At 70.4% G+C, this 23,407-nt stretch carries 19 protein-coding genes; 7 read left to right on the top strand and 12 right to left on the bottom strand.

What is annotated here, in order from left to right; genetic code table 11:
• Positions 1-56 precede the first annotated feature (56 nt).
• Together AB0P25_RS05635 and AB0P25_RS05640 are read left to right on the top strand one after the other, a co-directional pair.
• Complete coding sequence (locus tag AB0P25_RS05635) at positions 57-1,067, top strand: LacI family DNA-binding transcriptional regulator (RefSeq protein ID WP_363805913.1); 1,011 nt, start codon at positions 57-59, stop codon at positions 1,065-1,067.
• A 49-nt stretch (positions 1,068-1,116) separates the two neighbouring features.
• Complete coding sequence (locus AB0P25_RS05640) at positions 1,117-2,904, top strand: sugar-binding domain-containing protein (RefSeq protein ID WP_363805914.1); 1,788 nt, start codon at positions 1,117-1,119, stop codon at positions 2,902-2,904.
• Between the two features lie 16 nt (positions 2,905-2,920).
• On the opposite strand, the gene AB0P25_RS05645 is transcribed toward AB0P25_RS05640, so the two are convergent.
• Positions 2,921-3,664, bottom strand: a complete 744-nt coding sequence (locus AB0P25_RS05645) for a GNAT family N-acetyltransferase (RefSeq protein WP_363805916.1) — start codon at positions 3,662-3,664, stop codon at positions 2,921-2,923.
• Positions 3,665-3,701: 37 nt separating this feature from the next.
• On the opposite strand from AB0P25_RS05645, the gene AB0P25_RS05650 reads away from it, so the two are divergent.
• Entirely contained in the window at positions 3,702-4,022 is a 321-nt protein-coding gene (locus AB0P25_RS05650; protein WP_363805918.1) for a hypothetical protein, read from the top strand.
• 84 nt (positions 4,023-4,106) lie between these two features.
• On the opposite strand, the gene galU is transcribed toward AB0P25_RS05650, so the two are convergent.
• From galU to AB0P25_RS05670, 4 genes are read right to left on the bottom strand one after another with little or no spacing between them, the layout of a single operon-like run.
• Complete coding sequence (gene galU, locus AB0P25_RS05655) at positions 4,107-5,153, bottom strand: UTP--glucose-1-phosphate uridylyltransferase GalU (protein WP_363805920.1); 1,047 nt, start codon at positions 5,151-5,153, stop codon at positions 4,107-4,109.
• 31 nt (positions 5,154-5,184) lie between these two features.
• The gene (locus tag AB0P25_RS05660; protein ID WP_363805921.1) at positions 5,185-6,585 is read right to left on the bottom strand and encodes a UDP-glucose/GDP-mannose dehydrogenase family protein; all 1,401 of its coding nucleotides are present in this window, start codon (positions 6,583-6,585) and stop codon (positions 5,185-5,187) included.
• A 29-nt stretch (positions 6,586-6,614) separates the two neighbouring features.
• A complete protein-coding gene (locus tag AB0P25_RS05665) occupies positions 6,615-8,114 on the bottom strand; it encodes a glycosyl hydrolase (RefSeq protein WP_363805922.1) in 1,500 nt (499 codons plus the stop codon).
• The gene (locus AB0P25_RS05670; protein WP_363806246.1) at positions 8,107-9,642 is read right to left on the bottom strand and encodes a glycosyltransferase family 2 protein; all 1,536 of its coding nucleotides are present in this window, start codon (positions 9,640-9,642) and stop codon (positions 8,107-8,109) included. The genes AB0P25_RS05665 and AB0P25_RS05670 overlap by 8 nt, the downstream gene beginning before the upstream one ends.
• A gap of 494 nt (positions 9,643-10,136) precedes the next feature.
• On the opposite strand from AB0P25_RS05670, the gene AB0P25_RS05675 reads away from it, so the two are divergent.
• A complete protein-coding gene (locus tag AB0P25_RS05675; RefSeq protein WP_363805923.1) occupies positions 10,137-10,727 on the top strand; it encodes a nitroreductase family protein in 591 nt (196 codons plus the stop codon).
• 222 nt (positions 10,728-10,949) lie between these two features.
• On the opposite strand, the gene AB0P25_RS05680 is transcribed toward AB0P25_RS05675, so the two are convergent.
• Positions 10,950-12,014, bottom strand: coding sequence for a zinc-dependent alcohol dehydrogenase family protein (locus AB0P25_RS05680; RefSeq protein ID WP_363805925.1), 1,065 nt, complete (start codon positions 12,012-12,014; stop codon positions 10,950-10,952).
• A 77-nt stretch (positions 12,015-12,091) separates the two neighbouring features.
• Positions 12,092-14,245 (bottom strand): AAA family ATPase, encoded by a 2,154-nt coding sequence (locus AB0P25_RS05685; RefSeq protein WP_363805926.1) that lies wholly within the window; start codon positions 14,243-14,245, stop codon positions 12,092-12,094.
• A gap of 111 nt (positions 14,246-14,356) precedes the next feature.
• Between AB0P25_RS05685 and AB0P25_RS05690 the strand changes: the two genes are divergently transcribed.
• Positions 14,357-14,707: a hypothetical protein gene (locus tag AB0P25_RS05690; protein WP_363805927.1), complete on the top strand. Its 351-nt coding sequence runs from the start codon at positions 14,357-14,359 to the stop codon at positions 14,705-14,707.
• Between the two features lie 15 nt (positions 14,708-14,722).
• On the opposite strand, the gene AB0P25_RS05695 is transcribed toward AB0P25_RS05690, so the two are convergent.
• Positions 14,723-16,246 (bottom strand): APC family permease, encoded by a 1,524-nt coding sequence (locus AB0P25_RS05695; RefSeq protein ID WP_363805929.1) that lies wholly within the window; start codon positions 16,244-16,246, stop codon positions 14,723-14,725.
• A 265-nt stretch (positions 16,247-16,511) separates the two neighbouring features.
• Here AB0P25_RS05695 and AB0P25_RS05700 point away from each other — a divergent pair, with 265 nt between their 5' ends.
• Positions 16,512-17,423: a glycerophosphodiester phosphodiesterase family protein gene (locus AB0P25_RS05700; RefSeq protein ID WP_363805930.1), complete on the top strand. Its 912-nt coding sequence runs from the start codon at positions 16,512-16,514 to the stop codon at positions 17,421-17,423.
• A 4-nt stretch (positions 17,424-17,427) separates the two neighbouring features.
• Here the strand turns inward: AB0P25_RS05700 and AB0P25_RS05705 are convergent, their stop codons facing one another.
• From AB0P25_RS05705 to AB0P25_RS05715, 3 genes are read right to left on the bottom strand one after another with little or no spacing between them, the layout of a single operon-like run.
• Complete coding sequence (locus AB0P25_RS05705; RefSeq protein WP_363805931.1) at positions 17,428-18,555, bottom strand: methyltransferase; 1,128 nt, start codon at positions 18,553-18,555, stop codon at positions 17,428-17,430.
• 34 nt (positions 18,556-18,589) lie between these two features.
• Positions 18,590-19,969, bottom strand: coding sequence for an APC family permease (locus tag AB0P25_RS05710; RefSeq protein ID WP_363805932.1), 1,380 nt, complete (start codon positions 19,967-19,969; stop codon positions 18,590-18,592).
• A gap of 52 nt (positions 19,970-20,021) precedes the next feature.
• On the bottom strand, positions 20,022-21,644 hold the full coding sequence (locus AB0P25_RS05715) for an amidohydrolase (protein WP_363805934.1): 1,623 nt from the start codon (positions 21,642-21,644) through the stop codon (positions 20,022-20,024).
• Positions 21,645-21,738: 94 nt separating this feature from the next.
• On the opposite strand from AB0P25_RS05715, the gene AB0P25_RS05720 reads away from it, so the two are divergent.
• Complete coding sequence (locus AB0P25_RS05720) at positions 21,739-22,410, top strand: TetR/AcrR family transcriptional regulator C-terminal domain-containing protein (protein ID WP_363805936.1); 672 nt, start codon at positions 21,739-21,741, stop codon at positions 22,408-22,410.
• On the opposite strand, the gene corA is transcribed toward AB0P25_RS05720, so the two are convergent.
• Positions 22,407-23,375 (bottom strand): magnesium/cobalt transporter CorA, encoded by a 969-nt coding sequence (corA, locus tag AB0P25_RS05725; protein WP_363805937.1) that lies wholly within the window; start codon positions 23,373-23,375, stop codon positions 22,407-22,409. The genes AB0P25_RS05720 and corA overlap by 4 nt on opposite strands.
• Between the last annotated feature and the right edge of the window lie 32 nt (positions 23,376-23,407).

The following is a 23,407-nucleotide window of genomic DNA, read 5'->3' on the forward strand; positions in this document are numbered from 1 at the left end:
CGTTGTAGAGTGACCCGACGGACACGGCGTCCGCGGAGGCGAAAGGGGACGGTCTGATGGCGGTCAGGCTCCAGGACGTGGCAGAGCACGCCGGCGTCTCGATGAAGACCGTCTCGAACGTCGTCCGCAACTACCCCCACGTCAGCCCCCAGATGCGCGAGAAGGTGCAGCGGGCGATCGACGAGCTCGGCTACCGGCCGAACATCATGGGACGCCGCCTGGCGACCGGCCGCACGGGCCTTCTCGCACTCGCCTTCGCCGACGTCACGCTGCCGTACTTCGCCGAGCTCGCGCGGGTCGTCGCCGACGAAGCGGAGCGGCGCGGCTACCGCGTCCTGCTCGAGCAGACCGAGGGCACGATCGAGGGCGAGCGGGCCGTCGTGTCGGCCGGGGAGTCGGGCCTGGTGGACGGCATGATCTTCCAGCCGAGCGTCATGAACTCGGCCGAGCTCGCGCAGACCCGCACCGACATCCCGCTCGTCGTCCTCGGCGAGAACGCGGCGCCGCTCACGCTCGACCGCATCATGATCGACAACGTGGAAGCGGCCCGCGTCGCCACGGAGCACCTGATCGCGAACGGGCGCCGCCGCATCGCCTTCGCCGGCCACGAGAGCAGCCGCCCGACGCGCACCTCCAAGCTGCGCATCGCGGGCTACCAGCAGGCGCTGGAGGACGCGGGGCTCACCCCGGACCCGGAGCTGCTGATCCCCAGCGTCTCCGTCTCCGCGGGGAACGCGGTGCGCGCCGTGGGCGCCGCGATCGACCGCGGCCTCCGCTTCGACGGGCTGGTCTGCCGCGACGACCTCGCGGCGATCGGCGCCCTGCGCGCCCTGCAGGAACGCGACTTCCACGTGCCGGAGGACGTCGCGATCACGGGATGGGACAACACTCCGATGACGGCGGTCACCTACCCGTCGCTGACGACGATCGCGCCGGACATGCGCGGGCTCGCGTCGCGCGCGGTGGAGATGCTGCTGGAGCGGGTCTCCGGCTTCGACGGGATGGGACGGCACGAACTCGCCCCGTTCTCCCTCGTCGCCCGCGAGAGCGCGCCCGGCCGGAGCTGAGCAGCGGAAGCGACTTTACAGCGCTGCACGGATCGTGCATGCTAAGGGGATGCTCACCCAGGAACACCCCGTCGGCGCGGCCACCGCGCAGGACGGCCGCTACCCCCGGCCGCAGCTCGTCCGGGCCGGCTGGCTCGACCTGTCCGGTCCCTGGACCTTCGCGTTCGACGACGACGACCGCGGCCGGAGCGAGCACTGGGAGTCGGCCGGCCCGCTGGCGAACGTCATCCAGGTGCCCTTCCCGTTCGAGTCGGAGGCGTCCGGCGTCGGCGACACGGGCTTCCATCCGGTGGTCTGGTACCAGCGCACCGTGCTGCGCGACGAGGTGCCGGCCGGTGAGCGCATCCTCCTGAACCTCGGCGCCGTCGACCACGCCTGCGAGGTGTGGGTGGACGGCCGCTCGGCCGGAACGCACGAGGGCGGCTCGACGCCCTTCTCGCTCGACATCACCGAGCTCGTGGGCGACACCGACTTCTCGATCACCGTGCGCGCGGAGGACGACCCGGCCGACGTCGCCCAGCCGCGCGGCAAGCAGGACTGGCGGCACCATCCGCACTCGATCTGGTATCACCGGACGACCGGCATCTGGCAGCCGGTGTGGATCGAGGCCGCGCCACAGGCCCGCATCGAACAGCTCCACTGGGCGGTCGACGTTCCCGCCGGCGAGGTGACGGCGCAGCTCCGGCTGAGCCGTCCGGCCCCCGCGGGCGCGACCGTGCGCATCTCGGTCGCTCTGGACTCCGATCCTCTCGCCTCGGTCGAGGTCGGCGTCTCGGGCCGCGAGGTCGAGATCCCGTTCCGCATCCACCGGCAGAGCAACGGCCAGGCGTACGAAGAACTCCTCTGGTCCCCCGCGCACCCGACCCTGCTCGACGCGACCGTCGTGCTGCAGGCGCCGGAGGCCATCGCCGACGTGGTGAGCTCCTACTTCGGCCTCCGCTCGGCCGCCGTCGAGGGCGGACGGTTCCTGCTCAACGACCGGCCCTTCTACGTGCGGTCCGTGCTGAACCAGGGCTACTGGCCGGGTTCGCACTCCGCGGCGCCCAGCGCCGACGCCCTGCGCGCCGAAGCGCAGCTCATCCTCGATCTCGGGTTCAACGCGACGCGCCTGCACCAGAAGTACGAGGACCCGCGCTTCCTGTTCTGGGCCGACAAGCTCGGGCTGCTGGTCTGGGGCGAGGCGCCGGCCGCGTACGCGTTCAGCCCGGAGGCCGTGCGTCGGAGCGTGGCCGAATGGTCCGCCATCCTCGACCGCGACCGGTCGCATCCCTCGATCGTCACCTGGGTGCCGCTCAACGAGAGCTGGGGCGTGCAGCACCTCGCGCACGACCCGCGCATGGTGTCGTACGCGAAGGCGCTCGTGCACCTGACGAAGACGGTCGACCCGACCCGTCCAGTGATCTCGAACGACGGCTGGGAGCACGCGGAGTCCGACATCCTGTCGATCCACGACTACGACCACGACGCCGCACGTGTGGCGGAGCGGTACGCGACGCGCGAGGGCATCCTGGAGGCGACGTTCACGCTTCCGGGTCGCCGGCTCATCGTCGACGCGGCCCAGCGCACGGACGCGCCGCTGATGCTGACCGAGTTCGGCGGCATCTCGTACACCGAGTACGGCCCGGAGGATGCCTGGGGGTACTCCACCGCGACGAGCCAGGAGGACCTGGTGGAGCGCCTTCGGGCGTTGGTCGGCGCCGTACGGGCCGCTGCGCCCCTGGCGGGCTACTGCTACACGCAGCTGGCCGACACCGGTCAGGAGACCAACGGCCTGGTGTTCGAAGACCGCCGCCCGAAGGCGCCGATCGAGCAGCTGCGCGCGATCTTCGGCGCGTGAGCCGGCCGGCCGCCCCTCAGCTGGGCGACCAGTAGGAGTACCCGGACGCCCGGCGGAAGCCGAGCGCCGCGTACAGCGCGTGAGCCGGCGCGTTCCCGGCGACGACCTGAAGCCAGAGCGCGATGACCCCGTGCGCGGACGCGGCGTGGGCCAGCGTGCGGGCGAGGTCGCGGGCGAGTCCGCGGCGGCGAGCCTCGGGCCGCGTCGCGACGGCGTAGAGGCCTCCCCACTCCCCCACGACGGCCAGTCGCGCGACGGCGTCCGGTGCCGAGGGGTCGCCGTGTGATGTGTAGAGCGCCGGGCCGCCCGTGAGGATGCGCAGGGCCACCTCCCGGTCGGCGGTGCCGCCGCGGCTGTCCACCGACCACCACGTGCCGAGCCACGCGTCGCTCGGGGAGTCGGCCAACCGCACATCGGCCGCCTCAGCCCAGCCGTCGGCGACCCCGGCGCGATCGGCCACCAGGATGTCGGTGACCGAGTGCTCCCGGTAGCCGCGAGCGGCCAGCACCCCCGGCAGCGGGGCCGGCGACGCGGGGCTTGTCTGGAACACCGCCGGGAGCGAGCGGGCGGCGTACCACCGCTCCGCGTCCGCGACGGCGGCCGCCACATCCTCCACCTCACCCGACGTCAGCACCGAGTTGGCGCGGTTGGTGACACCGGCGGACGCGCGCAGCATCCAGCCCTGCAGTGGCTCGCGTTCGAGGGCCGGCCAGCCGCGGTCGGCGAGACGGTCGAGGGCGGCGGGGTCGGGGAGTTCCACCTGTCGACGGTAGCGGACTCGGCGTACCGTGCGTCCTATGACCGACACCGACACCCGAGGCCCCACCGGCGAGGGGCTGACCGACGCGGAGGTGGCCGGCCTCAGCGCGAAGACGGTCGCCCACGTCGTCCACTACCGCCGGAAGACGTACGTGACGAAGCCGTCGGAGGGCTACGCCCTGCTCAAGCGCGTGCGGACGATCCTCCGCGACGGGACGACGGACCTCGTCCCCCTGGTCCACCGCGACGGGTTCGTCTGGCTGGCCGTCGGCCCCAGCATCCCGATCGCGATCGACGAGATCGAGACCGACCCGGGCCACTCCGAGCAGCACACCCTCAAGCGTCTCGGCCTCGACTGACCTCGGGCCGCCGAAACGAGTGGTCCCGACACGCCGTCATGCGGTCGGGCATGACGGCGAGTCGGGACCGGTCGGTGGGCCGGGTCAGGCTCCGGAGGCGGCGGCCAGCTCGAGTTCGGGCTTGGCCGGTTTCGGCTTCACGGCGGCGGGTTTGACCACGACCGGCTTGGGGGCGGGGCTCTCCGCCGTCGCGGCGGGGGTGAGCGCCGGGAAGGTCGGGATGGGCGCGGTCTCGGCCGGTCCGGCGGTCGTGGCGAACTCCTTCAGCCACGGCAGCAGGTCGGGGCCGAGGTCTTCGCGGGCGACCGCCATCTGCACGATGGCCTTGAGGTAGTCGAGCCGGTCGCCGGTGTCGTAGCGACGCCCACGGAAGATGACGCCGTGCACGCCACCGGTCCATGCCGGCGCGGTCGCGAGGCCCTGCAACGCATCGGTCAGCTGGATCTCGCCGCCCTTGCCCGGCTCCGTCTTCTCCAGGATGTCGAAGATCTCCGGCCGCAGCACGTACCGTCCGATCACGGCGTAGTTCGACGGCGCGTTCTCCCGGCTCGGCTTCTCGACCAGACCGGTGATGCGCACCACGTCGTCGTCGTCCGTCTCGACCACCGCGGCGGCGCCGTAGAGGTGGATGGACTCCGGCGGCACCTCCATCAGCGCGACGACCGTGGTGTTCAGCGCGTGCTGCACCTCCAGCATCCGGGACAGCAGCGGGTCGCGGGCGTCGATGATGTCGTCGCCGAGCAGCACCGCGAACGGCTCGTGCCCGATGTGCATCTTGGCGCGGAGGACGGCGTGGCCGAGCCCCTTCGGGTCGCCCTGCCGCACGTAGTGCATGTCGGCGAGGGAGGTCGAGTAGCTGACCTTGAGGAGCTTGTCCCGGTCGCCCTTCTTCTCCAGCGCGTCCTCCAGCTCCGCGTTGCGGTCGAAGTGGTTCTCGAGCGCGTTCTTGTTGCGGCCGGTCACCAGCAGCACGTCATGGAGACCCGAGGTGACGGCCTCCTCGACGACGTACTGGATGGCCGGCTTGTCGACGACCGGAAGCATCTCCTTCGGCATCGCCTTGGTGGCGGGCAGGAAACGAGTGCCGAGTCCCGCCGCGGGGATCACGGCTTTCGTCACGTAGCTGGTCATGTTCTCCTCCTGGAGTTCGGCGGTCGGCGGATCAGAGAGCGGGCGCGAGCGCGGCGAGGTCGTCCGCGAGCGGAGCGCCCTCGGGGAGCGTGCCCATGGCGTAGACGCTCCAGCCCGCCCGGTTCCACGCGGAGGCGTCGAGGCAGTTGCGGCCGTCGATGACGGAACGGCCGCGCACGATGGCGGCGAGCGCCGTCGGGTCCGCCGTGGTGAACTCGTCCCATTCGGTGAGCACGACCGTCAGGTCGGCGCCGGTGAGCGCCTCCTCCATCGAGTCGGCGTAGCCGAGGGTCGGGAACAGCCGCTGCGCGGTCTCGCGGGCCTGCGGGTCGTAGACCACGACCTGCGCGCCGCGCAGATGCAGGGCGGCCGCGACGTTGAGCGCGGGCGAGTCGCGCACGTCGTCCGTGTGCGGCTTGAACGCGGCGCCGAGGACGCCGATCCGGCGGTTGAGCACCGAGCCGCCGAGCGCCTTCAGCGCCAGGTCGATGACCCGCTGGCGACGGCCCATGTTGATCTCGTCCACCTGCTGGAGCAGGCCGACCGCGCCGTGCGCGCCGAGCTCGTTCGAGCGGTGCATGAGCGCGCGGATGTCCTTCGGGAGGCAGCCGCCGCCGAAGCCGAGGCCGGCGTTGAGGAACTGGCGCCCGATGCGCTTGTCGTGCCCGAGCGCGTCGGCCAGGAGGGACACGTCCGCCCCCGCTGCGTCGCAGACCTCGGCGATCGCGTTGATGAACGAGATCTTGGTCGCGAGGAACGCGTTCGCGCTGACCTTGACGAGCTCGGCGGTCGGCAGGTCGGCGACGAGCACCGGGGATCCCTCGGCGATCGGCTTCTCGTAGATGCGGCGGAGGGTGGCCTCCGCCTGGGCCGACGTGCCGCCGAACACGAGGCGGTCGGGCGACAGCGTGTCCTCGACCGCCTTGCCCTCGCGCAGGAACTCGGGGTTCCAGACGAGCTCGACGCCGATCCCGGCCGGCACTGCATCCGCGACGATCGCGCGGAGTCGGGCGCCGGTGCCGACCGGGACGGTGGACTTGCCGACGATCAGGCCGTCGTGCGTCAGGTTCTCGGCGATCCCCCGGGCCGCCGCCTCCACGTAGGAGAGGTTCGCGGCGAAGGATCCGGACTGCTGCGGGGTGCCGACGCAGATGAAGTGGACGTCGGAGACGGCGACCGCCTCGGCCAGGTCGGTGGTGAACGTCAGCCGGCCGGCGGCGACGTTGCGGCGGATGAGCTCGGGGAGGCCCGGCTCGAAGAAGGGCGCGCGGCCCTCTTTCAGCTCCTCCACCTTGCGGGGGTCGGTGTCGACGCCGACGACGTCGAAGCCGAGCTCGGCCATGGCGGCCGCGTGGGTGGCCCCGAGGTAACCGGTGCCGATGACGCTGATGCGGGGAGCGGGCTGGTCCTTGGTCTTCTTGGGAGCGGTCATGATGATCGTCCTTTCTGTGCGGTCGGAGTTCAGGGAGCGGGGGTGAGGGCGAAGTCGTCCTCCGGGCGGGTGAGGCCCGTGATGAACGCGGAGAGGGAGTCCGCCCGGGAGTCGATGCGCCAGTCGTTGGTGGCGCGGACGCCCTCCACGTAGCTGGTCACCGCCAGGTTGAACCAGGAGAAGCCGATGATGTCGTCGTTCTCGGGCTTCGCGAGGGCTTCGAAGAAGGAGTTGATCCAGGCCGCCTTGTGCCCTTCGGTCTCCGACGCCCCGATCTCGGCCAGCATGATCGGTTTCTTCGTGATCGACCGCAGCTTGTCCAGGCTGGCCTTGAACGTGTAGTCGAAAGTGAAGTTGTTGTCCGCCTTGTACGGCGGGCGCAGGTACCCCGACAGTCCCACCCAGTCGACGTACTCATCGCCCGGGTAGAGCGATTCCAGGAACCCCGGCGCCTTGTGCGTGGCCGGCAGGTTGTTGACGATGTTCGGCGCCCAGACCCACATGACGAGGTTGTTGGCGCCCTCCGCCTGGAAGATGTCGTGCACGTGGCGCCACATGGTCACGTAGTCGCCCACGTTGTTGCCGTTGATGGAGTTGCCCTTGCCGTCGGTCTCCGCCCACGGGTACCAGACGCCGTTCATCTCGTGGTCGAGACGGATGGCGAGAGGAAGGCCGGTCGCCACGATGTCCTTCGCGTACTGGTGGAGGTAGGAGTCGAAGTCACCGCGGATGATGTTGGGCAACGAGTAGGCGGGTGCGTCCACCACGTCGTTCCCGGCGTCGATCGGGCGGGACTCCCAGGTCATCATCGGGAGCTGCCCGTGCTGCCAGGCGCGGGTGACCGCGTTGGCGCGGAAGTTCTCGTCCCAGCCGCTGAAGTAGCCGACCACGTTGGGCGACACCCCGACCTTCGTGCTCGTGGCGTCGAAGGTGGCCCAGTTGAACGGAGCCTGCTCGGTGTACATGCCGAAGTAGCGCTTCGACGGGTTCACGAGGTCGGCGCGGGCCGGCGCCGTGATCGGAGCGGCCCCGGTGCCGGAGCCGGAACCCGAGCCGCCGCCCGAGCCGCCCGAGCCGCCCTTCGTGGTGGTGCCGGCCGCCGAGGCCGACGAACCGGCGCCGCCCTTGGCCTGCGCGGCCGAGAGCTGCGCCTGCACGCTGGCCAGCTTCCCCTCCGTCGCCGCCGCCTTCTGCTGAGCGACGGCGAGCTGCTTGGCGGCCGACGCCTGCGCGGCGAGGGACGCCTGCTCCATCGCGGTGAGCTTGCCCTTCTGCGAGGCGATGGTCTCGGTGGCGCGGTCGAGGTTCTTCTTGAGCTCGACGTTCTGGGCCGCGAACGGGGTGACAGCGACGGCCGCCTGGTCGACGGCCTTCCGCAGCGGCGCCCCGGTCGGCGAGACCCAGACGTAGGCCGAGATGCCGACGAGCACGGCCGTCAGGACGATGGCGGCTGCGGCGGTCGCCTGCGAGCGGGATTTGGATTCGGACCACCAGGCGGCGGTCTTGGAGGGGGCGGTCTGGCTAGACAAGGAAGAGAGCCTCCAGGGTCAGGATCGCGATTCCGATCAGGTACGGGATGGCCGCGTAGGGGTTGAGGCGGCGGCGGTTGGTCTTCGTGGTCTTGGGTGCGGGAGCGGCGACGGCTGCGGCCTTCGCCTCGGCGCGCGTGGCGAGCTGGGTGCGGGTGGCGAGCGCGGTCGCAGTGGTCACGCCGCCGACGGAGTCGGGGAGGACGGGCGACTGGTGCCCGGACGGACCTGTGGCCGTGGCGTGCTGGGCGATCTCCTCTTCGGAGCTGATCTCGCCGGGACCGCCGGCGTAGGCACCGGCGCGGGTGCCCCATCCACTCGCGTGCGCCATCCGGAAGAACCCGATCAGGCGGATCGGCATCAGGAAGAAGGTCGACACGATGATGAAGATCGGCAGGCGGAAGAAGTCGCTCGGCTTCTCGGACAGGTGCCGGATCTGGCGGATCGACATGCTGATCACGGACGACGCGACCATCAGGGCGACGACGGTCAGGATGCCGCCCTCGATCCCGTAGGACTTCAGGAAGCCTTCGTAGAAGTTGTAGCCGCCGCCGGTGATGGACCGGTAGATCCAGCCGCCGATGACACCCGCCAGCATGAACGGCAGGATGATGTCCATCACGAAGAAGAACGCGAGAACCGGGGCGTGGCCGAGCATCCACGGCAGCATCCGGAGCGTGTTGTACTGGCTGCCGCGCGCCCAGCGCAGCTGCTGCTTGAAGAGCTTCTTCACCCTCAGCGGGGCGTCCGTGTAGACGAGGCTCGTGTGCTGGTAGACGGTGCGGTAGCCCTCCTTGAGCGTGAGGTTCGTCAGCGTCCGGTCGTCCGAGACCTCGAGGAAGACGCCGAGGAATTTCTCGGTCATGAACTTGTCCATGACGCGCATCAGGATCGAGCGGCGGAAGGCGATGGTCCGGCCCGGGAGGCAGCCGATCTGGCCGACGACGCTCTGCGCGGGCATCGAGTATAGCGCGCGGGAGTTCTCCAGCCAGTCGGCCCAGCGGGTGATCCAGCTGCGGGTCGGCTCCAGGATGCGCTGCTTCGTGGTGACGCCGCCGACGCGCTCGTCGGCGAAGGGCTTCACGAGTTCCGCGAGGGTGCCCTCGGTCCAGATCGTGTCGGAGTCGACCAGGACGGTGATCTCGCCGGTCGACATCTTCGTTCCGATCATCACGGCGTTGCGCTTGCCCGGGATGGGCGTGTGGACCCAGCGCACCAGGGGCGCGAACTCCTCGCACACCTCGGCGAGCTCGGGGTTGGGGGCGCCGTTGATGACGACGATGATCTCGCCCGGCTTTTGCTCGACCATCCGGCCGAGCACGTCGCGGAACAGGTCGAGCGGCTCGTCCACCACGGGCACGACGACGCTGGTCGTGCCGTGGAACTCGCCGGTGTACGCCCGGTAGCGGCGGGACATCAGGACCTTGACGATCCAGATGACCCAGATCAGGGCGGAGTAGATGGCGAAGAGATAGAACTCGGGATGCCCGCCGAGCATGTGGCGGATCTGCAACAGGAAGATGAACACGGCGGGACCTCTCACAGGTGGGTTGTCGTGGGGGCGGCATCCGCAGCGCTGGGGATCTGGTCGAGTTCGGGTGGAGACAGTTCTACGTGGGGGTACGGGTGACCCGCAAGTGGGGCACATGGCGGACATCACGGCGTGTCGGATCGTCCCCCGGTGGGCCGTGTCCGCAGAGGTGCGGACACGTTCAGGAGAGCGTCCCAGCTGCCGCTTGCGCGCGTTCCTTCACGAGGGAATGGCCGATGGGAGGACAGATCGTCACCTGGGGAGCTCCTGTGACCGCGCGCATCCGCCGCGCCCGGGATGCCTCGATTCTGTACCCCACCCGGGGGTCCGGCCGTACGCCCGCGAATGTTACGAACTTTTACACCGGCGACACATCCCGTTCACACAGCCCGGGCGGGAATACCGCGCCGCCCCATGCGTTTACATGGTTATAGCTCGGCAATGGAGCCGTCATTTTTTCTCACCGATCACGCACCACCGAGGAGACCCCTGTGACCCTGGCCGACACCACGACGCACGGCGCCGACACCTCCGCGCCCCTGCTGCCCGCGCTCGCCGAGCGCTGGAGCCCCCGCGCCTTCGACCCCACCGCCGACGTCGAGGAGACCGCGCTGCGCTCGGCCCTCGAGGCGGCGCGCTGGTCGCCGTCCGCCAACAACTCGCAGCCGTGGCGCTTCATCGTCGCCCGGCGCGGCACCGGCGCCTTCGATACCATCGTGCAGAACCTCGCCGGCTTCAACCAGGTCTGGGCCGGCTCCGCCGCCGTCCTGGTCGTCGCCCTCGCCGAGACGGTCGACGAGGAGGGCCGCGAGCGCCGCTGGGCCACCTACGACCTGGGGCAGGCCGTCGCGCACCTCACCATCCAGGCCCACCACGACGGTCTGCACGCCCACCAGATGGGCGGCTTCGACGGAGCCGCGCTGCGTGAGGCCTTCGAGATCGGCGACCGCTTCGAGCCGGTCTCGATCACCGCGCTCGGCGTGCTCGGCGACGCGGACGCGCTGCCGGAGCCGCTTCGCGAGCGCGAGAGCGCGCCGCGCACTCGGCACGCGCTGGAGCGGATCGTCCGCGTCCACGACTGATCGTCCCGCGAAAAAAGGGGAGGGGTCCGCGACCGAATCGGTCGCGGACCCCTCCCTTTTGCGTATCCCGACGGCGTGTCTCCTGCCGCCTCCTCCGTTTTGGCACGCCGGGCGTGCTGAGCGAAACGGAGGAGTCCCCGGTCGGACACGCCGGGAAACGACAGAAAGGGAGGAGATCCAGGCCGCAGGGCAGCCGGATCTCCTCCCTTTTTGCGAGGTGGATCAGGGACGCACGAGCGTCTTGATCGCGCGCCGCTCATCCATCGCCGCGTACGCCTCGGCGATGTCGGTCAGCGGGACCTCGAGGTCGAACACCTTGCCCGGCTCGATCGCGCCGGACCAGACATCCTGCAGCAGCTCCTCGACGTAATTGCGCACGGGTGCGACACCGCCGTTGACGCCGATGTTGCTCTGGAACAGCGGGCGGACGGGCAGCTCGGGGCCGCCGTTCGGCACGCCCACGTAGCCGACCATGCCGCCCGGACGGGCGGAGCGGATGGCCTGGTCCATGGACTCCTTCGTACCGACGGCCTCCAGGACGCAGTCCGCGCCGATGCCGTCCAGCAGCTCCTTGACCGCGGCCACACCGGCGTCGCCGCGCTCGGCGACGATGTCGGTCGCGCCGAACTCGCGCGCGAGCGCCTGCCGGCTCTCGTGGCGCGACATGGCGATGATGCGGGAGGCGCCGAGGCGGGCGGAGGCGAGGACCGCGCAGAGCCCGACGGCGCCGTCGCCCACGACGACGACCGTGCTGCCCTCGGTGACCCCGGCCGAGACCGCGGCGTGGTGGCCGGTGCCCATCACATCCGACAGGGTCAGCAGGCTCGGGATGAGCTCCGCGCTCGGATACTCCGGCGTCGCGACGAGGGAGCCGTCGGCGTGCGGCACGCGGACGCGCTCGCCCTGACCGCCGTCGGCGAAGCCGCCGATGCGGTCCTTCGACCCCCACCAGCCGCCGTGCAGGCAGGAGGTGCTGACGCCGTTCTTGCAGTTCACGCACGTCATGTCGCAGTCGTAGAACGGCGCGATGACGAAGTCGCCGGGCTTGATGGTGCGGACGTTCTCGCCGACCTCTTCGACGACGCCGACGAACTCGTGGCCGATCCGGTGCGGCTCGTTGGTCGGCGTCACGCCGCGGTAGGGCCACAGGTCGCTGCCGCAGACGCAGGCGGCGACCACGCGGACGACGGCGTCGAGGCCGTCGGCGTTCGGACCGGTGTACAGGGTGGGATCGGGGACTTCTTCGAGGCGCACATCGCGCTCCCCGTGGATGACAGCAGCACGCATGCTCCGAGCCTACGCGCACGAGGGGCGCCGCCCGATCCGGACGGCGCCCCTGTGGATGACGCTCTTCGTGCAGAGGACTACTCGCGCACGGCCTCCACCGTGAGGTGGTCGGCGTCGCGGTCGAGGTCGACCCGCACGAGGTCGCCGTCGCGCACCTCGCCGGCGAGCAGCGCGGTCGCGAGACGGTCCTCGATCTCGCGCTGCATCAGGCGCCGCAGCGGGCGCGCGCCGTAGATCGGGTCGTAGCCGCGCTCGGCGAGCCAGGCCCGCGCGTCCGGCGTCACCGCCAGCTCCAGCCGCCGCTCGGACAGCCGCGCCATCAGCCGGTCGATGCCGAGCTCGACGATCTCGCCCAGCTCCTCCTGGCTCAGCGCCGAGAACACGACGATGTCGTCGAGGCGGTTCACGAACTCCGGCTTGAACGCCTGGCGGACCATCTGCAGCACCGCCTCCTCCTTCTCGGTCTCGTTCAGCGTCGGGTCGACGAGGAACTGGCTGCCGAGGTTCGAGGTGAGGATGAGGATCGCGTTGCGGAAGTCGACCGTTCGGCCCTGGCCGTCGGTCAGGCGACCGTCGTCGAGCACCTGCAGCAGCACGTCGAACACCTCGGGGTGCGCCTTCTCGACCTCGTCGAGGAGGATCACCGAGTACGGCCGACGCCGCACGGCCTCGGTCAGCTGGCCGCCCTGCTCGTAACCGACGTAGCCGGGAGGCGCGCCCACGAGCCGCGAGACGGAGAACTTCTCGCCGTACTCGCTCATGTCGATGCGGACCATGGCCTTCTCGTCGTCGAACAGGAACGCGGCGAGCGCCTTGGCCAGCTCGGTCTTGCCGACGCCGGTCGGGCCGAGGAACAGGAAGGATCCGGTCGGGCGTCCGGGGTCGGAGATGCCGGCCCGGCTGCGGCGGACAGCATCCGCCACCGCCTGCACGGCCTTCTTCTGGCCGATGATCCGGCGGCCCAGCTCGTATTCGAGGTGCAGCAGCTTCTCGGTCTCGCCCTGGGTGAGCCGGTCGACGGGGATGCCCGTCCACGCGGCCACGACCGCGGCGATGTCGTCGGCGGTGACCTGCTCGTTCACCATGCGCGGGTGGTCGTGCTCGGCCGCCTCCGCCTCGGCGAGCTCGCGCTCGATGCCGGGGATGGTCTCGTACTCGATGCGGGACGCCTCCTGGTAGCGGCCGTCGCGCAGCGCGAGGTCGCGCTTCGTCTTGGCCTCCTCCAGCTGCGACCGCAGCTCGCCGACCCGGTTGAGCGACGCCTTCTCGGCGCGCCAGCGGGCCTGCAGCTCCTCGAGCTCGCGCTCCTGCTCGGCCAGCCGCTGGCGCAGCTGCTCCAGTCGCTCCTTGCTGGCGTCGTCCTTCTCCTTCTTGAGCGCGAACTCCTCCAGCTTCATCCGCTCCACCTGACGCTGGAGGGTGTCGATCTCGACCGGGGCCGAGTCGATCTCCATCTTCAGCCGGGACGCGGCCTCGTCGATCAGGTCGATCGCCTTGTCGGGCAGCTGGCGGGCGGTGATGTAGCGGTTCGAGAGGGAGGCTGCGGCGACGAGCGCCGAGTCCTCGATCGTGACGCCGTGGTGCGCCTCGTACCGGCCCTTGAGCCCGCGGAGGATGGCGACGGTGTCCTCGACCGACGGCTCGCCGACGTAGACCTGCTGGAAGCGGCGCTCGAGCGCGGCGTCCTTCTCGATGAACTCGCGGTACTCGTTGAGCGTGGTCGCGCCGATGAGGCGCAGCTCGCCGCGCGCGAGCATGGGCTTCAGCATGTTGGAGGCCGCGACGGACCCCTCGCCGCCGCCGGCGCCCATCAGGATGTGGAGCTCGTCCACGAACGTGATGATCTGACCCTCGGCGTCGTTGATCTCCTTGAGGACGGCCTTCAGCCGCTCCTCGAACTGGCCGCGGTACATCGCGCCCGCGACGAGCGCGGACAGGTCGAGCGCGACCAGCTGCTTCCCCTTGAGCGAGTCGGCAACGTCCCCCGCGACGATGCGCTGGGCGAGGCCTTCGACGACCGCCGTCTTGCCGACGCCGGGCTCGCCGATGAGCACGGGGTTGTTCTTGGTGCGGCGGGTCAGCACCTGGCTGACGCGCCGGATCTCGGCATCCCGCCCGATGACCGGGTCGAGCTTGCCGCTCTTGGCGATCTCCGTGAGGTTCACGCCGTACTGTTCGAGTGCGCTCTTCGCCTCCTCCTGCGTGGAGGGCGCACCCTGCATGTTCGCCATGTGGTTCCTCTCCCATTTCTCTGTGGGCAAACTTGAGTCTACTAAGCTCAACTTTGCAATGCGAGGGATTGTTCCCACATCGGCTCACTTTTTCGGCGGTAGCCTGAGCGCATGGTGGATCCGGCTGACCTGCGCGTCGTCCTGATGGACAGCGCGACGGCGGCGACCCTGGCGCAGGTGCTGCCGCTGCTGCTCCTGACGCTGATGGTGGAGTTCCGGCGGGTGGAGCTGCATCACCGCGGCAACCTCGTCCTGACGCGGGTGCTGCTCGGCCTGTTCTTCGTCGCGTTCGGCGTGGTGGAGACGGCGTTCGTGCTGTCGATCGACGGGACCCTCATCCCGTTCAGCGTCAGCGATCTGCTCGCGGGCCTCGCGATCTTCGGCCTACTCGCCCTTCTCTTCTTCCTCTCATTCCTCGACACCCCGTCGCCGCGGAGACCCGGGCACGAGGACAAGCCGTAGCCCGCGTGCAGAGGCCTAGGCGCGAGTGGCGGGGTCGCGGTCGTCGACGTTCGGCGGCGCGGCGGCGTCGAGGTCGGCGGGGAGCTCGAAGGGGCGGCGCGAGTAGTACTCGCGGGCCTTGCGGTAGAAGAGCAGGATCGGGACGATGCCGACGACGATCAGGCCCAGGCCGAGGACGTTCACAACGATCGCGTCGTCCTGGAAGTTCTGCACGATCCCGAGCACGAACATGACGCCCATGAATATCGCACCGACCGCGGGCCACAGTCCGATGAAGATGAAGTTCCTCACCGATTTGAGGAGCACCTTGCGGTAGGCGACCACCACGGCGACGCCCGCCAGCGTGTAGTAGAAGGCGATCTGGATGCCGATCGACAGGATGGCGTTCGACATGATGTCGCCGACGGTGCTGCCGAGCAGGTTGGCGCCGAGGAACAGCACGATAGAGACCCCGACGACGATCAGTGTCGCGAACGCCGGGGTGCGCCAGCGGCGGTGGATGCTGCCGAAGACCTTCGGGATGGTGTGGTCGCGGCCCATCGCGAACAGCGTGCGCGTGACCTGGATGAGCGTGGTCTCCAGGGTGGCGATGGTGGACAGCGCGACGGCGATCACCAGGATCTTGCCGCCGATGCCCGGCCACACCGCGTCGCCGAGCACGGAGAGCACGTTGGCGCTGTTGTCCTCGATGGTCTTCGCGGGCAGGATGACCATGGTCGCGATCGTGAAGACCTCGAACAGCAGGAAGACGATGATCACGCCGATGATGCCCGCCGACCCGGCGTTCTTGTGGCCGTCCTTGGTCTCCTCGTTCAGGTTGGCCGCCACATCCCAGCCCCAGAAGTAGAAGGCGGCGATCAGCGCGGCCGAGACGAACACGCCCTGGCCGGTGAGGTGCTGGAACCCCAGCCAGTCCCACGAGAACGAGGGGCCTGCGTGCGTCGAGGTGGCGGCGCGCACGATCATGAGCACCGCGAAGACGATCAGGATGCCGACCTCGATCACCGACATGATCCACTGCGCGCGGGCGGTGACGTGCACGCCGAAGAGGACGCACGCGGCCATCACGAGGAACCAGAGGGCGCCCACGCCGGTGATCAGCGGGACGTTGTTCGCCTGTTCCGGGGCGAACAGCGTGACGGTCATCGCGCCCGCCGGGAGAGCTCCGGCGACCATGAAGATCGTGGCGGAGATGACGAGCGCCCAGCCCGACAGGAAGCCGAGGATCGGGTGCAGCGCTCGGGCGACCCACGAGTACGCGGCGCCCGCGTTGACGTCGAGCCGACCTAGGTAGAGGAACGCCCACGCGATCCCGAGCATCGGGATGCCGCACCACAGCAGTGCTGCCGGGGCGCCGAGGGCGGCGGCGCCGACGAGGGTCGCGGTGGTCGCCGCGATCGAGTACGCGGGCGCGCTGCCCGCGACCGCCATGACGATGGAGCCGGCGGCGCTGACGCCGTCCGCCTTCAGTGCGTGGTTCTCCGCTGTCGGGTGCTCGGCGCCGCGCGGGGCGTCCGGCCGGGAACTGGTCTGCGTCATGGCTCTCCCTGGGCTTCGTGGGTCGCGGGTGCGGCGGAGCTCGGGCGCACCTCGGTGTAGCGACAGGGGGACGTTAGCAACATCCGCGGTTGAGGACAAGCGTGTTTCGACGGATTCGGTTGCCTGATTGCTGAAACACTGTCGAAAAACGTTGCGAATCCTCTCATCTGCGACGGAAGAAGTCGCCGGGCCATCGGAAACCCCTGTCCTCCACCCCTCGATCGGGTCGCTTGATCCGATGCCCTTCCGATGCCTAGGGTTGCCCATGCCCGAGGAGCACGAACCCGCGCCCGACGAACCGCCGGCGCGCCGGCGGATCTCCCGTCGTGCGCTCATCGGCGGTGCGATCGGCGTCGTGGCCGTGGCCGCCGTGGGCGGTGGCGGCGCGTTCGTGCTGCCGCGCCTGCTCAAGGGCGCCGAGGACGGCCTGCTGGTCCCCGAGCTGGTCAAGCGGGCCGGCTTCACGGTCGCCCACCGCGGCGGGTCGAGGGACTGGCCGGAGATGTCGCTCGAGGCCTACCGCAACTCCGTCGCCCTCGGCGTGAACGCCCTCGAGATGTCGCTGGCCCGCACGTCGGACGGCGTGTGGTTCGGTCTCCACGACGCCACCCTCGACCGCACCTCCGGCACGTCCGGCTTCGTCGCCGCCGACCACACCTGGAAGGAGGTGCAGCGGTACCGCATCACCGCCGCCGGGACGGATCGCCCCGGCCAGGCGCCGCAGCCGTACCTCCGCTTCGAGGACCTGGTGGCGGCGTACGGCACGACGCACACGATCTTCGTCGACCCGAAAGTCGTGCCGACGGAGCACCTGGGCGAGTTGTTCACGCTGATGGCGAAGGTGGAGAACCCCACCCGCACGTTCGTCGCCAAGGGCTACTGCACCGCACAGGCCTGGCCGGTGGATGCGCGGGCACGCGGCTACCAGACCTGGGGCTACTATTACGGCGCCGAGCTGGCGGCCGACCCCGAGCTGTACGCGAAGACCCAGGCACGCTGGACGTGGCTCGGCCTCGACTACCAGGGCGGCGAGCCGGCCTGGGCGCAGTTCACGGCGAGCGGCAAACCGGTGCTGGCGCACATCGTGCCGACGCGCGCCGCGGCCGACACCGCGCTGCGGCTGGGGGCGAACGGACTGGTGGTGTCGGGGGTGCAGGAGGTGCTGAAGCGGGACTAGCGGCTCACCCCGCCTTGCGCGACGCCGTCACCGTGAACTTCGGGTTGCGTGCGATCTGGCGCGTCGGCCCGACCGCGCGTTCGAGCGCCGGCCGGTAGCCGAGGTGCGAGTTCCAGACGGTCCAGAGCTCGCCGCCCGGGGAGAGGACGCGGCCCGCGTCGGCGAACATCCGGTGCGCGATGCCGGTGTGCACCGCGCCTCCGATGTGGAACGGCGGGTTGAGCACCACGAGGTCGGCCGAGGCGTCGGGTTGAGAGGCGAGGCCATCGTCCCGCACGACGGTCACCCGGCCGGCGACGCCGTTCGCGGCAGCCGTGGCGGACGCGGACGCGACGGCGGCGGCGGACTGATCGGTCGCGATCACACGCAGGTCCGGGCGGGCGACGGCGAGCGCCGAGGCCAGCACGCCGGTGCCGCAGCCGAGGTCGATCGCGGTGCGGGCGTCCGGGACCGCTCGGTCGAGCACGCTCAGCAGGAGCCTCGTCCCGATGTCCACGGCCGTCCCCGCGAAGGCGGCGCCGTGGGCGCACACCCACAGTCCGGTGTCCGGGTCCCGCAGCCGTTCGGGCCAGCGGTCCAGCACGGTGGCGGCGGCGGGATGGGGCTCCCGCGCGGTCAGCACGCGCGCCTTCTGCCGGGCGAGCGACGCCTCCACCGACCCGAACACCTCCGCGAGGACGCCGTTCATCGCGGTGGTCATGTGCTTCAGCATGCCGCCCGCGTAGACGACGACGCCCGCCGGCGCGTGCTCGGCGATCAGTGTCGCGATCTCGGCGAGGGCATCGAGGCTCCGGGGAAGCCGCAGGAGCACGACGCCGGCGCCGCGCACGAGGGACCCGTCCAGGCCGTGGTGCGCGTAGGTGCCCGCGAGGGACAGCGCGGCGGCGTTGGCGTCGAGCGCACGCTCGCCGGTCAGCGGGTCCTGGTGGACGCGGATGTCGCGCGCACCGCGCGACGCGGCCGCCAGCGTCAGTGCGCCGTAGGCGTCGCCGATGACGACCAGTCCGGTCTGCAGGACGGCGTCACCGGCGAGGTCGGCGAGCAGCCGGTCGGCCGCGTCGGAGGCGAACAGGTTCGGCGCCTCCACGTCGGGCCACCGCCGCAGCCGCTCATACTCGAACACGCAGTCCATCCAAGCAGAGCGGCCGCGGGCGGCGCGCGCCGGGTCAGGCCGAGACCAGCTCCTCCTTCTCGGAGAAGTCCATGGTCGGCGGCGTGCGACGGAAACCGCGGGTCAGGACGGCGAGGTAGATGACGCCCAGCAACATCCACGAGAGGCCGACGATGAACGTGGTGAGGGTGAGCGAGGTCCACAGCCAGACGGTCAGCACGAAGCCGATCGCGGGCAGGACGCCGTAGCGGAACCACTCCCCGCCGCTCGGCCGCTCGCGGCCGCCCTTCGGGAAGAGGTGGTGGCGGATGACCGACAGGTTCACCATCGAGAACGCCGCCAGCGCGCCGAACGAGATCATCGTCGCCGCCTGCTCGAGCGTCAGCACGAGGGCGAGCAGCGACACCACCGACACGGCGGCCGCCGCCACCCATGGCGTGCGGAAGCGCGGGTGGAGGGTGGCGAAGATCCGGGGAAGCACACCGTCGCGGCCCATCGAGTAGATGATGCGGGACACGCTCACCTGGGTCGTCATCCCGGACCCGAAGGCGCCGACGACGTAGATCGCGACGAAGAAGGAGGTCAGGAACGTGCCGCCCACCTTCGCCATGAGCTCGACGCCGGCGGAGTCCAGGTTCGCGAAGTCCTTCCACGACGGGTAGACGAGGGCGCCGAGCCACGACACCACGATGAAGATCGCGCCGCCGATCAGCGTCGTCAGCACGATGGCGCGAGGGATGTCGCGCTTCGGGTTCTTCGCCTCCTCCGACAGCGTCGACACCGCATCGAAGCCGAGGAACGACAGCGCGAGGACAGCGGCGCCCGCGAAGATCGGACCGAGGCCGCCGGGGCCCGGCAGGAACGGCTCGATCAGGTTCGGGGTCTCCGACGACGGGTTGGTGACGAGCTCCTTGATGGCCAGCACCGCGAACACGACGACCAGGAGGACCGACAGGGCCACGATCGCGACGTTCAGCTTGTTGACGAGCGTGATGCCCAGGACGTTGAACACGAGCACGAGGAGCAGCGACGCGAGCGCGAACACCCAGCCCGGCACATCCGGGAACTGCGTGTTCAGGTAGATGCCGATCAGCAGGAAGTTGATCATCGGCAGGAACAGGTAGTCGAGCATCAGCGTCCAGCCGGTCAGGAAGCCGATGTGGCCGCCGAACGTCTGCTGCGTGTACGTGTACGCCGATCCGGACACCGGGAACGCGCGCGCCATCGCGCCGTAGCTCAGTGCCGTGAACAGCATCGCGACCAGCGCGACGACGTAGGCGGACGGGAGGTGGTTATCGGTCGTCTGGGTGACGATGCCGTAGGTCGTGAAGACGGTCACCGGCGCGAGGTAGGTGAGACCGAAGAGGATGAGGGCGGTCGGGCCGAGCGCCCTCTTGAGCCGCGGCTGGGTGGGCGGCAGGTCGGTGGTGGTCATGGGGGTGGTGCTGCCTCTCTCTCGAGTGGTGCAGGGGTTGTGTGGGGGTGTATCAGCTCCGTACGGTGGCCGCGCGGCGGATGCCGGCGACCCAGGTTCCGAGCACGCGGACGGATCGCAGGTCGTGCGGGTCCACGTGGCGCGGGTCGGTGTCGAGCCAGACCAGGTCCGGGGACGAACCCGGACGCAGCTCGCCGCGGGCGGTGCGGGCGAAGGCCTGGTAGGCGACGCCGGAGGAGTAGGCCTCCAGCGCGTCGGTGAGCGGGATGCGCTCGGCGGGGGTCCATCCGGCCTCCGGCTCGCGGGCGTCGGTCTGACGCGTGACGGCCGTCGCGACGCCCGGGCGCCAGTCGGCGCTGCTGACCGGCCAGTCGCTCCCGAAGGAGACGCTGGCCGATTCGAGCAGGGTGCGGATGGGGTACTGCAGTCGTTCGCGCGCGGCGCCGAGCCGCGGGATGGTCAGGTCGAGCATCATCGGGTCGAGCTGGGCCCACAGCGGCTCGAAGTTCGCAATGACGCCGAGGCGTTCGAAGCGGGGCAGGTCGACGGGGTCGACGACCTGCACGTGCGCGATCACCGGGCGTCGGTCGCGGGCGCCGTTGACGCTCTGCACCTCCTCGAAGACGTCGAGCGCGGTGCGGGCGGCTGCGTCGCCGATAGCGTGCAGGTGGAGCTGGAAGCCGAGCCTGTCGAAGGTGACGGCCGCGGCGGCGAGCTCGCGGGCGTCCCAGTTGGGGAGTCCGCGGTCGCCGGGGGTGTCCGTGTAGTCGGCGAGCATCGCGGCGGTGTGGTTCTCGATCACGCCGTCGACGAAGACCTTCACGGTTCCGGCGGTGAGCAGCGGGTCTCCCAACTCCTCGACGCGGCGGCGCGACTCCACGAACGCCGGCACCTGATCGCGCCAGGTGAGCGGGTCGGCGCGGAGGGCCAGGTTGACGCGGGTGGAGAGGACGCCGCGGATCGACGCCTCCAGGTACGCCTCGACCTCGGCGGGCTCGACCCAGGCGTCCTGAACCCAGGCGATGCCGAGGTCGGCGTACTCGGCGGTCGCGAGGCGCAGAGCCTCCACGCGCTCCTCGTGCGTCCGCCCGGGCTCGGCGGGGATCAACAGGTCGACCGCTCCCGGCTCCTGGAGAATGCCGAGCGGGGCGCCGTCCTCGCGGCGCGGGATGCGACCCAGAGCGGGCTCGGGCGTGCTCGCGTCGATCCCGGCGCGGCGGAGGGCTTCGGAGTTGCACCAGACCGTGTGGTAGTCCCACGCCCGCAGGACCACGGGGCGGTCCGGCACGGCCTCGTCCAGCCAGCGCGCGTCGAACATCCCCTCGGGGGCGAGGGTGGCGTCGTAGCTGCCGCCGTAGATCCACTCCCGCTCGGGATGCGCGTCCGCCCACTCCTTCACGCACGCGACGATCTCGGCGACCGAGGTGCACGCACGCACCTGCGGGCCGAGCTTCTCGAGACCGCCCTGCACCGGATGCGCGTGACCGTCTCCGAACGCGGGGGCCAGCACGCCGCCCAGCAGGTCGACCGTCTCGTCGGCACGGCCGCGGAGCGCCAGGGCCTGGTCGCCGACGGCGACGACGCGACCGTCCTCGAGCGCTGCGGCGGTGTGCTCGGCGGCGTCGGCGCGGTAGCTCCCGAGGATCGTGCCGTTGGTGAAGACGGTGAGGGTCATGCGGCCTTCCTATCGCTCCATTGTTTCCGATAAATGAACGGCGTTCTTTTATTTCGTCAGATACTAGGGTGTGATCGAGCCGGAGGGGAAGAGCATGGCCGAGATCGATCGCCCGGCGCGTCGGGTGGGGCGCCCGCGGACGACGGTCCTCACCCGCGACCTCATCGCGCATGCGGCCCTGCGGCTGCTGGACGAGTCCGGCGCCGACGGCTTCACCATGGCGCGGCTCGCCCAGGCCCTGCGCGTGCGGCCCAGCGCCCTCTACAACCACGTCGAGGGCAAGGAGGACGTCATCGCGGCGGTGCGCGAGCTCGTCTCCGACCGCATCGACGTCAGCGCGTTCGAGACCGAACCGTGGGATGCGGCGATGCTCGCCTGGGCGCGGTCGTACCGTGTGGCCTTCGCCGCGCATCCCCCGACCATCGCGCTGCTGGCGACCCTGCCGCTCACCGGTGCGTTGCGCACGATGCGCATGTACGACGTGGTCGTCGCGGCGATGGTGCGCGCGGGCTGGCCGGAGGGCGACGTGCTGCCGACGCTGGTCGCGGTCGAGTCGTTCATCCTCGGCTCGGCGCTCGACGCGATCGCGCCCGCCGACATGTTCGACCCCAGCGGAGCCGAGGACGAGGTGCCCGCGTTCGCGTCCGCGTATCGCGCGCGGTCGGCGGCGCTCGGGGAGGCGGCGCCGGCGGATGCGGCGTTCGAGACCGGGCTCGCGGCACTCCTCGACGGGCTGCGCGTGCGGTTCGCCCAGGTGGCGGGCTAGATCCAGCCCTTCCGCTTGAAGATGAGGTAGAGACCGACCCCCAGCAGGAGCATCAGCAGCAGCGCGAACGGGTAGCCGAGCGCCCAATGCAGCTCCGGCATGATGCGGAAGTTCATGCCGTAGATCGTGCCCACCAGCGTCGGCGTGAACAGGATCGCGGCCCATCCCGAGATCTTCTTCACCTCGTCGTTCTGCTGCTGCCCGACGAGCGTGGTGTGCACCGTGAGGGCGTTCTGCAGGATCTGGCGGAAGCCGTCGGCGCGCTCGGTGACCCGGATGACGTGGTCCTCGATATCGCGGAAGGCGTTCCGCAGTTCCTCGTCCTCCTCGTGTACGAGCAGGCCCTCGCGAAGGCCGCGGACCACATCCCGCAGCGGGTCGACGGCGCGCTGGAAGTGCATGACCTCGGTGGACAGCTCGAAGATGCGGCGGGAGACGCCGCGGTCGCCGGAGAACAACTGGTCCTCGATCTCGTCGATGTCGTCCTCGAGCCCGGCGACCACCGGGGAGTACTCGTCGACGATCTCGTCCAGGATGCCGTACAGCGCCGCGATCGGACCGTGCGCGAGCAGGGCGGCGTCGCCCTCCAGCCGGTGCCGGACCTTGGCGAGGTCGGGGGTCTCGAAGTGGCGGACGGTGATCACGAAGTCTTCGCCGAGGAAGAGGTGGACCTCGCCGAACTCGACCTTCTCGGTCTCGTCGACGTAGTCGGCCGGACGCAGCACGACGAACAGCATGGAGCCGTACTTCTCGATCTTGGAGCGCTGATGGCCGGCCAGGGCGTCCTCGACGGCGAGCGGCGGGAGGTCGAACTCCTTGGCCACGGCGCCGAGCTCATCCCTCGTAGGGCGGTAGAGCCCGATCCACGCGAAGCCGCCGCGGTCGCGGACCGTCTCGCTGGTCTCCTCCAGCGACGGCGGCTCGGTGCGGCGCCCATCCACGTACACCGCGTTGTCGACGATCATGCGCATCCTTCCCGCAGCCACCGTACGCTGCA

Source organism: Leifsonia sp. NPDC077715 (genome assembly GCF_040686855.1).
In the GTDB taxonomy this organism is placed as follows: domain Bacteria; phylum Actinomycetota; class Actinomycetes; order Actinomycetales; family Microbacteriaceae; genus Leifsonia.

Bases quoted from the DNA above. Each gene is read 5' to 3' on its own strand.
- AB0P25_RS05635 (WP_363805913.1), top strand. From the start codon at position 57: ATGGCGGTCAGGCTCCAGGACGTGGCAGAGCACGCCGGCGTCTCGATG.
- AB0P25_RS05640 (WP_363805914.1), top strand. From the start codon at position 1,117: ATGCTCACCCAGGAACACCCCGTCGGCGCGGCCACCGCGCAGGACGGC.
- AB0P25_RS05650 (WP_363805918.1), top strand. From the start codon at position 3,702: ATGACCGACACCGACACCCGAGGCCCCACCGGCGAGGGGCTGACCGAC.
- galU (WP_363805920.1), bottom strand. From the start codon at position 5,153: ATGACCAGCTACGTGACGAAAGCCGTGATCCCCGCGGCGGGACTCGGC.
- AB0P25_RS05660 (WP_363805921.1), bottom strand. From the start codon at position 6,585: ATGACCGCTCCCAAGAAGACCAAGGACCAGCCCGCTCCCCGCATCAGC.
- AB0P25_RS05680 (WP_363805925.1), bottom strand. From the start codon at position 12,014: ATGCGTGCTGCTGTCATCCACGGGGAGCGCGATGTGCGCCTCGAAGAA.
- AB0P25_RS05685 (WP_363805926.1), bottom strand. From the start codon at position 14,245: ATGGCGAACATGCAGGGTGCGCCCTCCACGCAGGAGGAGGCGAAGAGC.
- AB0P25_RS05690 (WP_363805927.1), top strand. From the start codon at position 14,357: ATGGTGGATCCGGCTGACCTGCGCGTCGTCCTGATGGACAGCGCGACG.
- AB0P25_RS05695 (WP_363805929.1), bottom strand. From the start codon at position 16,246: ATGACGCAGACCAGTTCCCGGCCGGACGCCCCGCGCGGCGCCGAGCAC.
- AB0P25_RS05700 (WP_363805930.1), top strand. From the start codon at position 16,512: ATGCCCGAGGAGCACGAACCCGCGCCCGACGAACCGCCGGCGCGCCGG.
- AB0P25_RS05705 (WP_363805931.1), bottom strand. From the start codon at position 18,555: ATGGACTGCGTGTTCGAGTATGAGCGGCTGCGGCGGTGGCCCGACGTG.
- AB0P25_RS05710 (WP_363805932.1), bottom strand. From the start codon at position 19,969: ATGACCACCACCGACCTGCCGCCCACCCAGCCGCGGCTCAAGAGGGCG.
- AB0P25_RS05715 (WP_363805934.1), bottom strand. From the start codon at position 21,644: ATGACCCTCACCGTCTTCACCAACGGCACGATCCTCGGGAGCTACCGC.
- AB0P25_RS05720 (WP_363805936.1), top strand. From the start codon at position 21,739: ATGGCCGAGATCGATCGCCCGGCGCGTCGGGTGGGGCGCCCGCGGACG.
- corA (WP_363805937.1), bottom strand. From the start codon at position 23,375: ATGATCGTCGACAACGCGGTGTACGTGGATGGGCGCCGCACCGAGCCG.